Raw genomic sequence first — 15,671 nt, forward strand, 5'->3', positions numbered from 1 at the left:
CGTACCGCCCGTTCAGTAGCGCGGCGGCGGCGCGACCGTGCAGGCGTCGCGGCGACGCGCGGCCTCCTCCACCGACACCCGCGGCAGGGCCGTCGCGTCATCGGGTGGACGCGAACCGCCCTCGCGGGCACGCACGACGGTTTCCCAGTTGCGGCGGCACAGCGGACCGACCTCGGTACCCGCTGCGCGCGCGCGCAGCGCCAACCGCTCGGCCTGGTCGGGCTCGCCGAGCAGCAGGGCGATCTCGGCGCGTTGCTGCAGCAGGTTCGGATCCTGCGGCGATATCTCCAGGGCCTGGTCGAGGCGCTCGGCGGCGGCCTGGTAAAGCCGGCCAGCCTCCAGCCGGGTGGCCTCTTCGCTCAGATCGCTGACCTGCGGGTCGCGCAACGGCTGCACGTCGAGTTCGCCGCCGCTGGCGGTGCCGGCCGCCCGGATCCCGGCGACGGCGGCCGCGGCGTCGAAGTCCGGCGACGGCGGGAGCTCGGGCGGCGCGCTCGCGCAGGCGGCCAGCAACAGCAACGATGCCGTCGACGGCAGGGCGCGCGCGCCGTATCTGCGGAAGCGGCTCATGGCGCGGGCGCCTCCCGCGGCGTCTGTTCCGGCTCGTCACGGTCGCGGCCGAAGCCGAACCAGTCGCGCCAGCTGCGGCGTCCTTCGTCGACCTCCGGTTCCGGCTCGGGCAATGTGCATGGCGCGTACTCGGGCGCGAAACCGGCGACGAAGGCGAAGCGGCGGGCCTCCGGACAGCCGGCATCGGTGCTGTTGGAGCCGACCACCCACTGCCAGTCCAGGCCGTCATCGCCGACCGTCAGCGTGGCGCTGGGCAGGTGGCGGAAGATGTTCGACCAGACCCGCATCGCGCCGGTCGCGCCCTGCAGACCGGTCGCCTTGTTCTGGTCGTTGCCGACCCAGACCACCGCCAGGTGGTCGCCGGTCCAGCCGGCGAACCAGCTGTCGCGGTCGTCGTTGCTGGTGCCGGTCTTGCCGGCCGGGGACAGATGGCCGAGGCCGTCGGAGATCAACTGCCGCCCGGTGCCGCTGCTGACCGCCTGTTGCAGCGCGAGGGTGATCAGCCGCGCGGCGACCGCATCGCCTTCCTGCGCCGGCGCCGGCACCTTGTCGTAGCGGTTGAGCGCCTTGCCGCCGGCATCGAGCACGCCGCGCACCGCGTGCAGCGGCTGGATCTCGCCGCCGGAGGCCAGGAACTGGTACAGCTGCGCCATTGCGTACGGGCTCTGGTCGGTCGAGCCGAGGATCAGCGCCGGGTTCGGCTCGGCCTCGATTCCGGCCAGGGTCTTGAGCAGGCCGGCGAGGCGCTCGGGCGCGATCTCCATACCGATCCGCACCGTAGCCTGGTTGTAGGAGCGGGCCAGCGCGTCGATCAGCCGCACCATGCCGTGGCTGCGGCCGTCGGAGTTGCCCGGCGACCAGCTCTTGCCGCGGCCCAGGGTCACCGTGACCGGCGAGTCGTCGACCCAGCTCGCCAGCGACCAGCGGCCCGGCTGCGCCAGCGCCAGCAGGTTGACGAACGGCTTGAGCAGCGAACCGACCGGGCGTTGCGCCTCGATCGCGCGGTTGAAGCCATGCGCGGTGAACTCACGGCTGCCGACCAGGGCGACGACGTCGCCGTTGTGGACGTCGGTGACCACCAGCCCGGCTTCCAGCGGCGGACGGCGCTTGTTGTCCAGCGATTTCAGGGTGCGGGCCACCGCCGCCTCGGCATAGGCCTGCGCCGATGGCGACATCCCGCTCATCACACTGAGCCCGGCGCCGGACAGCGCATCGGCGGGATAGTCGCGCGCCAGCTGCCGGCGGATCAGCTCGACGTAGGCCGGGAAGCGGTTCGCAGACAGGCTGCCGGGGCTGTCGCTGATGCCCAGCGGCGCCGCCAGCGCGCGCTTGTACTCGGCCTCGTCGATCAGTCCCGTCTCGTGCATCTCGCCGAGCACGAAGTTGCGCCGCTCCAGCGCCGCCTGTGGGTACCGGCGCGGGTCGTAGGCCGACGGTCCCTTGACGATGCCGACCAGCAGTGCGATCTGCTCGGTGCTCAGGCTCTTGAGGTCGCGGCCGAACCAGAACTCGGCGCCGGCGGCGACGCCGTGGATCGCCTGCGCACCGCGCTGGCCGAGGTAGACCTGGTTCAGATAGGCCTCGAGGATCGTGCCCTTCTCGTAGCGCGCCTCGATCAGCAGTGCGTAGAGGATTTCCTTGCCCTTGCGGGTGAAGGTCTGCTCGCGGCCGATTCCCAGCAGTCCGCTGCGGGCCAGCTGCTGGGTCAGCGTGCTCGCACCCTGCCGCGCCCGGCCCGAGCGCAGGTTGACCCAGGCGGCGCGCAGCATGCCGCCGACGTCGATGCCGTGATGATGGGCGAAGTCGCGATCCTCCACGGCCTGCAGGCCGGTCACCAGCAGCTCCGGCACGTCGCTGATCCGGATCAGACGCCGCTCCTCCTGCTTCTGTCCGTACAGGGTCGCGATCCGGGCCGGATCCAGGCGTGCACGCTTGACCGCGCTGCCGGGCTCACCGGCCGCATCGAGCTCGCGCAGTCGCGATACCCGCCCGCCGGACAGGGCCAGCTCCAGCCGTCGCGCCGGCACCGCGCCGTCGACATCGTTGAAGCCGCGACTGGAGATCCGCCAGCGGCTGCCGTCGCGGGCATAGGTCCCGGCGGCGAGGCCGTCGCCGGCGTGATAGGCGGCTGCGTCGAGCTCGGTCTTCAGGGTCGCCGCGTCCAGCGCCAGGCCGGGTTCGAGCACCAGCGGCCGCGCGTACACACGGGTCGGGATCTGCCATTGCAACTGGCCGAAGCGCTCGCTGACCTCGTGGTTGAGATAGAGCGTGTACGGGATCAGGAAGCCCAGCCCGAGCGCCGCCAGGGCCAGCACCGCCGTGACCAGCCGGCGACGCCACTGCGGGCGCGCGTCGCCGTCGTTGTCGTCGTCTTCGTCGTACGGGATGTGCTTGTGCGGTTTCCGGGCCACGGCATGGGACAATGGGAGTTGTCCGGGAGTCTAGCGCAGCCACGAACCCTCCGTCCCTGGACGCCTTTCTCCCTCCATACAGAATTCATTTCCCGATCAGGTGCATCCGCTAATCCTCCATCATTGGCACCGGTTCCTTGGCAAGGTTCACCGCGCGCGCATCGCATTCCTGTCGAAGGGCTTTCGACAATCGCTGTCCCGGGCTCGTTCAGGCCTGGGGCCGTCACGGCTCGGGGCGCGGATACCCATCGAAGAGCAGACCTGTGGGGCCGGCAAGCCCGGCCGGCCACAGTTGTTGTTCATCGACGGCACGACTCCAAGCCCCGATCGCGATTCTGGATCCCTGCGGCTGTTCACGCTGATGCGCCGCCTCGTGGACTCCGGATATGCCGTGGATTTCCTGCCGGACGACAACCGCGCGGCAGGCCGCTACACCGCCGATCTGATGGCAGCGGGCATCGGCGTCATAGCCATTCCGGACGTCCCATCGCCCTCCTCCTGGTTACGCGAGAACCACCGCCGCTACCGTGCCGTGGTGGTCTGCCGCTACCACCTCGCCAGAACCTGGTTCCCGTTGCTTCGATGCCTGCCGGACCGGCCTCGCCTGGTACTGGACACGGTCGATCTCCATCACATACGCGAACTGCGCGAAGCAAGAGTTCGTGGGAACAGGGCCCTGGCCCGCGCCGCCCGACGCACCCGCAAATGGGAACTGGCCGCGGTGCGCGACGCCGACACCGTATGGGTGGTCAGCCCGGTCGAGAGAAAGGCACTGCTGGACGAGGTGCCTGGATTGTCGGTGGAAGTGATCCCCAACCTGCATGAGTCAAAGGCCGGCGTCCCGCCACACGAAAATCGCTCCGGCATCCTCTTCGTGGGCAGCGGAAGGCACCCCCCCAACCAGGACGCGGTGGACTGGTTCGTCAGGGACATCCTTCCGCTCGTGCGGCGCAAGCTGATCGGCTGCCAGGCACACATCGTGGGGGAGGGCCTCGTACCGGCCGGCGCCGAAAGTTATGGCCTCGTCGTGCATGGACATGTCGAGGACATGACACCCTTGTTGGAAAGCTGTCTGGTTGGCATTGCTCCACTGCGCTATGGAGCCGGGGTCAAGGGCAAGATCAACCAGTACATGGCGCACGGCGTACCGGTCGTGGCAACTACCTGCGCAACGGAGGGCATGCAACTGCAGGACGGCCTCGATGTACTGGAGGCAGACACCGCGTCGGCCTATGCCGACGCGATCATCCGGCTGCACAACGACCCGGTGCTGTGGCAACGGCTGTCTACAGGAGGAGGCATCAATATCGACAGGCATTTCTCGTTCGAATCGGCCCTTCCTTCCATTCACCGCACCTTCGGTACCCCGGCCGCACCTCGAACCTGAATGCCCGAGCGCAGGTTCCCACGGCATGTTCCGTCCTCTACCCAGCCCGACATCTACATGCGCATTTTGCTCATCGCGTACGAATACCCGCCCAGTCCTTCTCCCCAGTCTCTCCGTTGGGCCTACCTGAGCCGGGAACTGGCCTGTCTGGGCCACGAAGTGCACGTACTGACCGTCAATTTGGGCGGAGAAACCCCGGGCCTGCCGGCGCCACACCCGGACGTCCGGGTTCACCGCACCTTCGCCGGTCCATTCCGGGGGCTGATGGCAATGCTGAGGGAACGCAGGCATCGCACGACCTCCCATGTTGCCGCGGAAAAAACTGCCTCTTTCGATGGCCAGATCAAGCCTCCTCGCAGTTGGAAACAGACACTGTGGGAGACGCTGCAATCCACTGCCGCAAGATTCCTGTTTCCGGACCTTCGGGGCGAATGGAAACCCTGGGGACAGCACGGGCTGAAGCGCCTGCTCACCACCGTCGCCCCGGACGTTGTCATCTCATCCCATGAACCGGCCACCACGCTGGAGCTAGGGCTGATTTCGCGACAGATGGGTTTCAGGTGGGTGGCCGATCTGGGCGATCCGGTCCTCGCCGGCTACACGCCTCCGCGATGGAAGGAACGTTCGACCAAGCTTGAACGCCAGGTCTGCGAGCTTGCGGATCACATATTCGTGACCAACGCAGGCGCGGCCGAACTGCTCGCCCAACGTCATGGACGTACCAGTGGCGTCGACGTGATCACCCAGGGCTTCGCCCCCTGGGGTGCCGACCATGCCTGCCCTCCACCAACATCGGATCGGCTCGAATTGCTCTATACCGGCAGCTTCTACGATTTCAGGAAACCCGACGCTCTGATCTGCGCAATCGAAACCAGCGAGAATGTCCGGCTCAGCATCGCCGCGGTCACCGTTCCGGAGACGATTCTCAACGCAGCACGCAGGATGCCCGACAGGATCCATCTGCTGGGATTCCTGCCACACGCCAGAATCCTGGAACTTCAGCGCAACGCCGACGTGCTGGTGAACATCGCCAACGCCGATCACTCCCAGATTCCCGGCAAGATATACGAATATCTGGGCGCATGCCGTCCAATCCTGCACCTCAACGGCGGCGGCGATGCCATCGGCACGATGATCCAATCACTGCAACGCGGATGGAGTGTAGAAAACAGCTGTGAGGCAATCACGTGTTGGCTGCGGGATGCCCAACAGGCCAAGCAGGAATACAGACTCGACACAGGATTGCAGTTGGACTCTGCCAGGGTCGCCGAATTCAGCTGGAGCGCATCGGCCCGGAAAATTACGGGAGTCCTGGAAAGCATCCCAACATAGGCCGGATCAGATCGGTGAGGTCTTCGACTCAATCCCCTACCGCAGCGGTCTCCACCCGCCTGGCCAGGGCGTCCAGGCCGGCGGCCGCGGGATCGAGCGCGCGGGCCGCCTCCAGCGCCGCCTGCGCCACCGCCAGTTCGCCGGCGCCAAGACGCTCGTCGCCGACCGCGATCCAGCGCTGGGCGAGACGCAGCCGCTGTTCGCGCAGGATGTCGGAGTCCACGCCCAGCACCTCGCCGGCCTGCAGGCAGCGACCGGCACGGACCAGACGATTGTCGCGAAGCGCGTCCCGGTAGCACTGCTGCGAGGCCGGCAGCAGACGCGCCGTGGCTTCGGCGACCCGTGCGTCGTCGGGCGCCAGCGCGCGTGCGGCACGCACCGCATCGAAGGCGCTCTCGCCGGGCGGTTGCAGCAGATCGCCGCGCTGTTCCGCGGCAAGCGCGGCCCGCAGCAGCCGGCTCACCCGCTGTTCGCGCTCGGCCGCGGTCATCGAGGCGCCGACGGCCTGCAGCCGCTGCCGCGACTGGCGCGCCTGCCGCAGCTGCCGTTCGGCTTCGGCGATTGCCGGCGCCGCCGCTGGCGCATCGATCGCGGTGTCGCGGGCCTCGGCCAGCGCTGCCTGTGCGGTCTCGAAACGGAAATCGCGTGCTTCGCGTATCGCCTGCGCGGCCTGGGCCCGGGCCACCGACAGCAGACCCTGGCGCGCTGCCGCGTCTTCGCCGTCGACGGCGAGCACCTCGCGCCACAGCCGGCGCGCGTCGTCCAGACGGTCGCGGCGCAACGCAGCGCGCGCGCGTTCGTGCCGGAGCTCGACCAGCCGGGCGAGCTCGGCGGTCGCGTCGGGCAACTCGGCATGCCCCGCGTCGAACTCCCGCGCCTGCTCGATCCGCCGCCCGGCCGCTGCGAGATCGCCGTCCCGCATCGCACTCCAAGCATGCTGCAGCAACGCGCTCAGCGCGTCCTCGCGGCCCTCCAGGGCCTCGGTCCGGTTCGGCTGCAACGCCAGCACCCGCCGGTAGAGCGGCAACGCCGCACGCTCGTCGCCGCTGAGGTGGCCGGCCTTCAGCGCCGAGGCCGCCGATACCAGCCACTGGTCGACGTCGGCATGCGCCGCCTGGCGCTCGCGCAACCGCTCCGCCGTTTCATCGGCATCGGCGCGCGGCACCCCCAGTTCGCGGGCGAGCGCCAGCGCACGGTACGCATCCGGATAACGGCCGGCATCCATGGCCGTGCGTGCCTGCGCCAGGGCCTGCCGTGCCACCCGCGCCAGGCCCGCGCGGGCTTCGAGGCGATCGGGTTCGAGTGCGAGCGCCGCCTCGTACAGTTCGCGCGCGCCGCTGCCGTCGGCCGCGCTCAGGCGTCCTTCGGACAGCGCCTGCTCGGCCTCGGTGCGCAGCTGCTGCGCACGCGTCTCCGGCCACAGCCGGTCGGCCAACGGCTGCCGGAACGCCATCAACGCGACGATCACGAGCCCCACGCCGGCCGACGCCGCCCACCACGTCCATGCCGGAAGCGGGCCGTGCGGGCGCTGATCCTCCGGTGGACAACGGTCGACGACCCGCATCGCCGCGGCGAGCCGGTCGGGATCGAACGTCGGCTCGACCCGCCGCCCGCCCGACTGGCCTGAACCCGGAAACGCGTTGCGATTCTTCTCCATGCACGCGCCAGCATAATCGCAGCGCTTGCATGCCGCGTGACCGTCGGCGCGGCCCGACGCAGCCGGGCGACCCCGGAGCCTGTTCAGCATCTCCGCGGTCCGCGCCGGAGACTTCGAGCGGCTCTCAGAGCCTGTTCACGCTCTCTACGCAGCCCGCGCCAGGACCGTGAGCGCGCAGGGCAAGGAAGAACGCGGGAGTGTATGTCGATACACGACCGAGTAATGACGCGGCCATGCGGGCTCACAGCCCCGGCCCTTCGGGTGGCCCCACAGTGACCGTCATGCGGCGCCGCACGCCTTGACCTGGCCGCCAGTCAGGCGCTGCGGCGCGCAACACCCCTGACGGCCTCTGTGGGGCCACGCGGGTTGCGTAGAGAGCATGAACAGGCTCTCAGGCGCGGCGCGCGTACTCGACGCCCGGCAACGCCGCCAGCTTGCCGAGCACGCTCGACAGCTGGCCGAAGTCGGCGACCCGCAGGCGCAGGCGCACCCGTACGTGCGCGCGGTCGCGCTCGAAATCGCTGCGCATGTTGGTGACGTGGACGTTGTCCTGCGCGACCAGGTTGGTGATGTCCTTCAGCAGCCACTTGCGATCGATCGCGCGCAGCTCGGCGTCGACTTCGTGGTTCTTGCCGGCGCGGCCCCATTCCACCGGAAGCACCCGCTGCGGCTGCTGCGCGGACAGGCGCAGGAAGGTCGCGCAGCCCGGCCGGTGCACGCTGACCCCGCGGCCGCGGGTCAGATAGCCGACGATCGCCTCGCCGGGCAGCGGCTGGCAGCAGCGCGCCAGTTGGGTCAGCACGTTGCCGACGCCTTCCACGGTGAATTCGCTGGTGCGTACCGGCTGCCGTTGCGGTGCCGGCACGGGCATGGCCGGCGGCGCCTTCGGCGCTTCCTGCGCACGTTCGTGCTCCAGCAGCACCCGGCCGACCTGGTGCGGCCCGAGGTCGCCGAGTGCGACCTGGATATGCAGGTCGCTGTCGTGGGCGACGCTGAAGCGCTCGCGCGCCGGCGCCAGATCGGCGCCAAGCAATCCGAGCCGGCGCAGCTCCTTGTCGAGCATTTCCTTGCCGGCCTGTTCGTTGCGCGCGCGATCGAGCTTGTGGAACCAGGTCCGGACCTTCTGCCGCGAACGGCTGCTCGCAAGGAAGCCGTTGGCCTCCACCAGCCAGTCCCGGCGCGGTTCTCCGGTCTTCGCGGTCATGATCTCGACCCGGTCGCCGCTTTCGAGCTTGTGGTCGAGCGGCACGATCCGTCCGTCGACCTTGGCACCGCGGCAGCGATGCCCGACCTCGGTATGCACGTGATAAGCGAAGTCCAGCGGGGTCGCCCCGGCCGGCAGGTCGACCACCTCGCCCTTGGGCGTGAGCACGTAGACGCGGTCCTCGATCAACTCGCTGTCGAGCTCGCCGGCCAGCGCCGCCTCGTCGTCGCGGCCCTCCAGCAGCTTGCGCATCCACGCGATCTTGCGGTCGAATGCGGCATCGGCGGCCTGGCTGCCGGACTCCTTGTACTTCCAGTGCGCGGCGACGCCGAGCTCGGCCTGGCGGTGCATCTCGTGGGTGCGGATCTGCACCTCCAGGGTCTTGCCTTCCGGGCCGATCACCGCGGTGTGCAGCGAGCGGTAGTCGTTGCGCTTGGGCCGGGCGATGTAATCGTCGAATTCGGCCGGGACCGGCGCCCATTGCGCGTGCACCACGCCCAGTGCGGCGTAGCAGGCGGCGACGTCGTCGACCATCACCCGCACCGCGCGCAGGTCGTACAGCTCGCCGATCGGCACGTCCTTGCGCTGCATCTTCTTCCAGATGCTGTAGATGTGCTTGGGCCGCCCCGCGATCTCGGCGCGGATCCCCTGCGCGGCCATCGCATCGCGCAGGGTCTGCTTGACGCCCTCGATGTAGCGCTCGCGGTCGCCGCGCTTCTCGTCGAGCAGGCGCGCGATCTGCTTGTAGGTGTCCGGCTCAAGGTAGCGGAAGGCGAGGTCCTCCAGCTCCCACTTCAACTGCCAGATGCCGAGCCGGTTCGCCAGCGGTGCATGGATGTCGCGGGTCAGCCGCGCCAGCTGGCGGCGCGCGTCCTCGTCCAGCACCATCGCGTGGCGCATCCGCGCCAGCTGGCGGGCGAGCAGGATCGACACCACCCGCAGGTCGCGCACGATCGCCAGCAGCAGCCGGCGCAGGCCCTCGGCGCTGCCGTGGCCGCCCTGCTCGGCATGCAGCGCGCGCACCTGGGTCGCGGCCTGCTGTCCTTCCAGCAGTCCGAACACCGCCGGATGCCGCTGTTCGAATGCCTTGCCCAGCCGCGCCGGCAGCGCCGGATACTGGCGCAACAGGGCCGCGGTCACGGTATCGCCGTCGGCGCCGAGCCGCGCCAGCGAATCGAGCATGTCCAGCACCACCGGCAACGGATCGCGGGCGCCGGCAGCGCCGTCGGGGGCGGCCAGCGCGGCGCACAGCGGTTCGCGGTCGGCAGGCGCGATCGCATCCAGCGCCGACGCATCGAGCAGCCGGGTCAGGTCGTCCGCGGGCGATGGAGAGGGCGTATTCAACGGATGATCGAACGTGCTCTGGGGGGACGGCGTCGGAACCGTGATGGCGACGCGCGCGACGACTACACTACCGCCAACCGTCCGGAGGAACACCATGATGCGTCCCCTGTCCTTTCGCACACTTGCCCTGATCGGCTGCCTGGCATTCGGCCCGCTGGCGTTCGCCCAGCAGCCGCCCGCCCAGCAGCCGGCGACGGCCGACCAGCCGATCCAGCAGCAGATGAGCGCCGAGGAATTCGAGGCCGCCGGCCTCGACAAGCTCAGCGCCGAGGAGCTGGCCAACCTCAACCGCTGGCTCGGCCGCAAGATCGAGACCGAGACCGCGCTGGCCGCCGCCGCAGCCAAGAAGAAGGTCGAGGACGACAACCGCGGCTTCCTGAGCTTCGGCTCGGAGGAGCCCGTGGTCGGCACGGTGACCAGCGAGTTCCGCGGCTTCGGCAAGGGCCGCCGCTACACGCTCGACAATGGCCAGGTCTGGGAACAGATCGACAACGCGTCGTTGGTCGGCGCGCGCAACCCGAACCCGAAGGCGACGATCCGGCCGAGCCTGGTCGGCAACACCTGGTACATGTCGGTCGAAGGCTACAACACCCGCGCCAAGGTCAAGCGGGTGGAGTGACGGTACCGAGGGCGGAGGGCCGAGGGCTGCGCTTTGACGCCGTAGAAGCGGCATGGGATCGCGTGGTGGTACAGCCCCCTGAGTCAGGAGGCGATTCGTGCCGCGGGCACGAATGGGGGTGTGGCAGCGTGACGGCGGGGCCCAGGGTTTGCGCAGCAAACTTTGGGAGATATCCGGGTGCAGCCGGATATCGTCCCCCCTGAGTCAGGGGGCGATTCGTGCCGCGGGCACGAATGGGGGTGTGGCAGCGCAACGGCCCAAGTTTTTGCAGGGCAGATTTTGGGGATTCCCGGGTGCAGCCCGGGGATCGCTGATCACGCTACTCCCACGGCTCTTCCTACGGCCGTTCCGGAAGAGCGAGCGACTGCAACCGCTGGGCCAGCTTCTTCGGCGAGACGCCGCCTCGCGCCCCCAGCTCCTGCGCGAACAGCGACACCCGCAGTTCCTCCAGGTCGTGGGCGAAAGCCCGCCAGCCGCTGTCGTCGGAACGTCCCCGCGCGCGCGCCGCCTCCAGCGCATCGACGAAAGGCTTGAGTTCCAGCATCCGGGCCTGGTCGCGGCCGGGATCGCGCAGCGCGCGTTCGCCGCGCAGCGCCAGTGCCTTCAGGTAGCGCGGGTACTCGCGCAGTGATTCCGCCGGCACGTCGCGCAGGAAACCCGGCGGGGTCAGCGCGGCCAGATGCGCACGCATGTCGTCCAGATTGCCGCTGGCCCACCCCATCAGCGGAGACTCCAGCTTCGCGCGGACCTCGGCCACCGCGGCGAGGATGCCCTCGGCCTGTTTCAGCCGCTCGACCGCTTCCGGAAACAGTCCCCTGGCGATGCCGTCGAGGCGCTCGGCGAACGTCGCCGGATCGCGGATCGCACCCAGACCGTCGGCCGAAAGCGCGGCAAACGCGCCGTCGACGAGGTCCGCACGCAGGCGGTCGCCGTCCTTCAGGCCATCGCTGCGCGGCGCCTGCGACTCGATCGCCGCGTACAGCAAGCCGGTCTTCGGCGACACCGGCAGTTGCCTGCGCGCCTGCCGCATCCGGTCCGCCAGCGCCAGCGCCAGCAGCCGGCGCACGCCCGCCGGGTGCGCGGCCTCGGCGACCTCGCGCTCGGTATGCACGCGCAGCGATACGCTGTCGCCGTCGTCGTGCAGCGCCGGCCACGCCGGCACCCCGCCCGCGCCCGGCACCGACAGCGGGATCGGCTCATCGGGGAACGCGGTCAGCCCGTCGCGGGCCAGGCCGTCGGCCGCACGCGCGGCGAACGCCCGTGCGGCCCGCTCGCCGAAGCGGCGACGCAGCTCGTCCAGGTCGCGCGATTCGGCCAGCACGCTGCGGCCATCCCTGTCGAGCAGCCGCAGGTTCATCCGCAGGTGCGGCTCGAGCGCGCCCTCGTCGAAGTCGACGGCGGCGACCTCGGCACCGGTCAGCTTGCGCAGGAAACGCGCCAGCGCACCGGTCAGGGTATCGCCCTCGTCGGTCACCGCATGGGCTTCATGGAAGGCGCGGGCGAAGTCCGGTGCCGGCACGAAATTGCGCCGCTGTGCCTTCGGCAGCGACCGGATCAGCGCCGCCGCCTTGTCCTCGACAAAGCCCGGCGCCAGCCAGCCCAGCCGCACCGGGTCGAGCGCGTTGAGCAGGTGCAGCGGCACCGCCAGGGTCATCCCGTCATCCGGCGCACCCGGCTCGAAACGGTATCTCACCGCCAGCCGAACATCACCGAGCGCGATGTACGGCGGGAACCGCGCCGCGTCGCTCTCGTCGACGACCATCAGGTCGTCCAGCGACCATTCCAGTCCCGCCTTTTCCGCCGCGGGCAGCTTGCGGTACCAGGCGTCCAGCGCCTGCGCGTTGTGCACGTCCGGCGGCAACCGGTCCAGGTACCAGCGCGTCATCCAGTCCTCTTCGACGACCAGGCCGGTGCGACGCTGCTTGGCCTCCTCCTCGCGCGCCTTCGCCAGGGTCGCGAGATTGCGGGGGAGGAAGGCGGAACGGGTGTTGATCTCGCCGGTGACCAGCGCATCGCGGGCGAAGATCGCGCGGCTCTCCTCCGGGAACAGCGCGCCGTAGTGGATCGGCTTCTTCGGCGCCAGCACCAGGCCGAACAGGCTGATCTGCTCGCTGCCGACGACCCGACCCTGCGAACGCGCCCAGCGCGGATCGTGCGGCCGCCGCGCGAGCAGGTGCGGCAGCTCGGCGATCGCCCATTCCGGCTCGATCGCCGCATTGGTCAGGCCCCACACGCGCTCGGTGTCGAGCAGGGTCGCCGACAGCACCCACGGGGGCGGCTTGCGCGCCAGCGACGACCCGGGAAACAGCTGGAAACGACGGCCGCGCGGACCTTCGTAGACATTGCGGTCGCCGCGGTGCGCGATCTGGGTCGGCAGGCCGGCGAGGATCGCGCGGTGCAGGGTCGCGTAGCCGGCGGCATCCAGCTCGCCGTCACGCGAGGCCACCTGCCAGCCGAGATCGGCCGCCATCAGCTTGAGCTGGCGATGCAGTTCGCGCCACTCGCGCATGCGCAGGAAGCCGAGGAAGTGCTTGTCGCACCATTTGCGCAGCCGCGACTGAGTCAGTTCCTCGTGCGCGCTCTCGTAGGCGGCCCACAGTTTGAGGATGCCGACGAACTCCGACCTCGGGTCGGCGAACTCCGCATGCGCCGCATCGGCCGCGGCGCGCTGGTCCGCGGGCCGCTCGCGCGGATCCTGGATCCCGAGGAACGACGCGATCGCCAGCATCTCGCGCAGGCAGCCCTGCGCGTTGGCGGCGACCAGCATCCGCGCCAGCTTCACGTCCACCGGCAACTTCGCCATCAGCCGGCCGGTCGCGGTCAGCCGGCGCCGGCCGTCCCCGGCGATGGCCTCGACCGCGCCCAGCTCGGCCAGTTGCTGCCAGCCATCGGCGATCGCGCGCGGCTCCGGCGGCTCCAGGAACGGGAACGACTCGATATCGCCCAGGCCCAGCGCCAGCATCCGCAGGATCACCCCGGCCAGCGCCGCGCGCAGGATTTCCGGATCGGTGTACATCGGCCGCGACTCGAAGTCGGGCTCCGAATACAGCCGGTAGCAGACGCCCTCGGCGACGCGGCCACAACGCCCCTTGCGCTGGTTCGCGCTGGCCTGGCTGACCGGCTCGATGTGCAGACGGTCGAGCTTGCCGCGCTGGCTGTAGCGCTTGACCCGCGCCAGGCCCGGATCGACCACGTAGCGGATCCGCGGCACCGTCAACGAAGTCTCGGCGACATTGGTCGCCAGCACGATGCGCCGCTTCACACCGGGATTGAACACCCGGTCCTGGTCGCGCGCCGACAGCCGTGCGTACAGCGGCAGCACCTCGGTGTCGCGATACTTGCGGCGTTCCAGCGCCTGGTGGGCGTCGCGGATCTCGCGCTCGCCCGGCAGGAACACCAGCACGTCGCCGCGCCCGAAGCCACGCGATGCGTCCTCGCGGATGATCTCGTCGCAGGCGGCGACGATGCCGTCGGTCACGGTGCGCTCGCCACCGCGGCCATCCTCGATGTCGCCCTCCCCTTCCAGCGGCCGGTAACGCACTTCGACCGGATAGCCGCGGCCCTCGACGTCGACCACCGGCGCGTCGTCGAAATGGGAGGCGAAGCGGGCGGTGTCGATCGTCGCCGAGGTCACGATGACCTTGAGGTCGCGGCGCTTCTTCAGCAGTTGTTTCAGATAGCCGAGCAGGAAATCGATGTTGAGGCTGCGCTCGTGCGCCTCGTCGATCAGGATCGTGTCGTAGCGCGACAGCCAGCGGTCGGAAGCGATCTCGGCCAGCAGGATGCCGTCGGTCATGAACTTCACCGCGGTCTGCTCGCCGACGTTCTCGGTGAACCGCACCTGGTAACCGACCGCGCCGCCCAACGGCACCTGCAGCTCCTCCGCCACGCGCCGCGCGACCGCTCGCGCCGCGATCCGCCGCGGCTGGGTGCAGCCGATCATCCCGGCCGCGCCACGCCCGGCGGCCAGGCACAGCTTCGGCAGCTGGGTGGTCTTGCCCGAGCCGGTTTCGCCGGCGATCACCACCACCGGGTGCCTGCGGATCAGTTCGACGATGCGTCCGGCCTCGCGCGCGATCGGCAGCGAGTCGTCGACCGGCGCCCGCGGCAGCGACGATTCACGCGCCTCGCGGGCCGCGATCGACGCGGTCAATGCCTCCCGGAAGGCCGCCTCTGCCCCGGCATCGGCGGGTTTGCCCTTCCAGCGCGACCACAGGCCATGCAGGCGGCCACGGTCGCGGCTCAGCCCGGCGTCGATCGCGCGACGGCCGTCCTGCAGCGCCTTCCCGCGCGCGTCGCCGGACCGTATCTTCCGTGACGCGGCGTTTGCATTTGGACCGATAGACTCCATCTGGTTCGGTACGACGAAATTTCCAGGAACAACGAATCAGGCGACATTGTCGCCGCAACGCGTCCACAGGAGAAACCGCATGGCCAAGTCCAAGTCCACCAAGAAGCCGTCCAAGACCGCCAAGCCGACCGCGTCGCCCGCCCCGGGCTCGAGCGCCCCGGCCATCGACATCGGCATCGGCACCGGCGACCGCAAGAAGATCGCCGAGGGCCTGTCGCACTTCCTCGCCGACGCCTACACCCTGTACCTGAAGACCCACAACTTCCACTGGAACATCACCGGCCCGATGTTCAACTCGCTGCACGTGATGTTCGAGGGCCAGTACACCGAGCAGTGGGCGGCGCTGGACGAGGTCGCCGAGCGGATCCGCGCGCTGGGCTTCAACGCGCCTGGTTCGTATGCCGAGTTCACCCGGCTGTCGTCGATCCCCGAGGAACCGGGCCTGGCCGATGCCGCCGACTGGCGCGAGATGGTCCGCCAGCTGACCGTCGGCAACGAGGCGGTCTGCCGTACCGCACGCAAGACCCTGAAGATCGCCGACGACGCCGGCGACGACCCGACCGTCGACCTGATGACGCAGCGGCTGCAGGTCCACGAGAAGACCGCCTGGATGCTGCGCTCGCTGCTGCAGTGAAATCGCAGCACTGAACGCCTGATGCCCGCGGGTTTCGCCATGCGGAACCCGCGTACCGCACGACGCTTCCCGCCCTCAGCTTTCGGTGTGCGCCATGCCGGGGGCATCTCCCTCCGATGCTTTCATGCTGGCGAGGTCGACGGGATCCGTCCCTGGATCGCC

Annotated in this window: 9 protein-coding genes; 4 read left to right on the top strand and 5 right to left on the bottom strand. The window is 69.7% G+C overall.

Features of this window, described 5'->3' with window-relative positions; translation table 11 throughout:
* Positions 1-12 precede the first annotated feature (12 nt).
* Together L3V18_RS09250 and mrcB are read right to left on the bottom strand one after the other, a co-directional pair.
* Positions 13-570 (bottom strand): tetratricopeptide repeat protein, encoded by a 558-nt coding sequence (locus L3V18_RS09250; protein ID WP_237054394.1) that lies wholly within the window; start codon positions 568-570, stop codon positions 13-15.
* A complete protein-coding gene (gene mrcB / locus L3V18_RS09255; protein ID WP_255783895.1) occupies positions 567-2,993 on the bottom strand; it encodes a penicillin-binding protein 1B in 2,427 nt (808 codons plus the stop codon). The genes L3V18_RS09250 and mrcB overlap by 4 nt, the downstream gene beginning before the upstream one ends.
* Positions 2,994-3,081: 88 nt before the next feature.
* On the opposite strand from mrcB, the gene L3V18_RS09260 reads away from it, so the two are divergent.
* Together L3V18_RS09260 and L3V18_RS09265 are read left to right on the top strand one after the other, a co-directional pair.
* A complete protein-coding gene (locus L3V18_RS09260; RefSeq protein WP_237054395.1) occupies positions 3,082-4,368 on the top strand; it encodes a glycosyltransferase in 1,287 nt (428 codons plus the stop codon).
* 57 nt (positions 4,369-4,425) lie between these two features.
* Positions 4,426-5,700 (top strand): glycosyltransferase, encoded by a 1,275-nt coding sequence (locus L3V18_RS09265; RefSeq protein WP_237054396.1) that lies wholly within the window; start codon positions 4,426-4,428, stop codon positions 5,698-5,700.
* A 28-nt stretch (positions 5,701-5,728) separates the two neighbouring features.
* On the opposite strand, the gene L3V18_RS09270 is transcribed toward L3V18_RS09265, so the two are convergent.
* Positions 5,729-7,357 (bottom strand): hypothetical protein, encoded by a 1,629-nt coding sequence (locus L3V18_RS09270; RefSeq protein ID WP_237054397.1) that lies wholly within the window; start codon positions 7,355-7,357, stop codon positions 5,729-5,731.
* 391 nt (positions 7,358-7,748) lie between these two features.
* Positions 7,749-9,905: a RelA/SpoT family protein gene (locus L3V18_RS09275; protein WP_237054398.1), complete on the bottom strand. Its 2,157-nt coding sequence runs from the start codon at positions 9,903-9,905 to the stop codon at positions 7,749-7,751.
* Positions 9,906-9,999: 94 nt separating this feature from the next.
* On the opposite strand from L3V18_RS09275, the gene L3V18_RS09280 reads away from it, so the two are divergent.
* Positions 10,000-10,524: a hypothetical protein gene (locus L3V18_RS09280; RefSeq protein WP_237054399.1), complete on the top strand. Its 525-nt coding sequence runs from the start codon at positions 10,000-10,002 to the stop codon at positions 10,522-10,524.
* A 337-nt stretch (positions 10,525-10,861) separates the two neighbouring features.
* On the opposite strand, the gene hrpA is transcribed toward L3V18_RS09280, so the two are convergent.
* Positions 10,862-14,875 carry an ATP-dependent RNA helicase HrpA gene (gene hrpA, locus L3V18_RS09285; RefSeq protein WP_237054400.1) on the bottom strand — a complete coding sequence of 1,338 codons (4,014 nt, stop codon included), beginning with the start codon at positions 14,873-14,875 and terminating at the stop codon, positions 10,862-10,864.
* Between the two features lie 79 nt (positions 14,876-14,954).
* On the opposite strand from hrpA, the gene L3V18_RS09290 reads away from it, so the two are divergent.
* Complete coding sequence (locus L3V18_RS09290) at positions 14,955-15,509, top strand: Dps family protein (RefSeq protein ID WP_237054401.1); 555 nt, start codon at positions 14,955-14,957, stop codon at positions 15,507-15,509.
* Positions 15,510-15,671: the final 162 nt, after the last annotated feature.

The organism is Marilutibacter chinensis (genome assembly GCF_021725675.1).
GTDB lineage: Bacteria > Pseudomonadota > Gammaproteobacteria > Xanthomonadales > Xanthomonadaceae > Marilutibacter > Marilutibacter chinensis.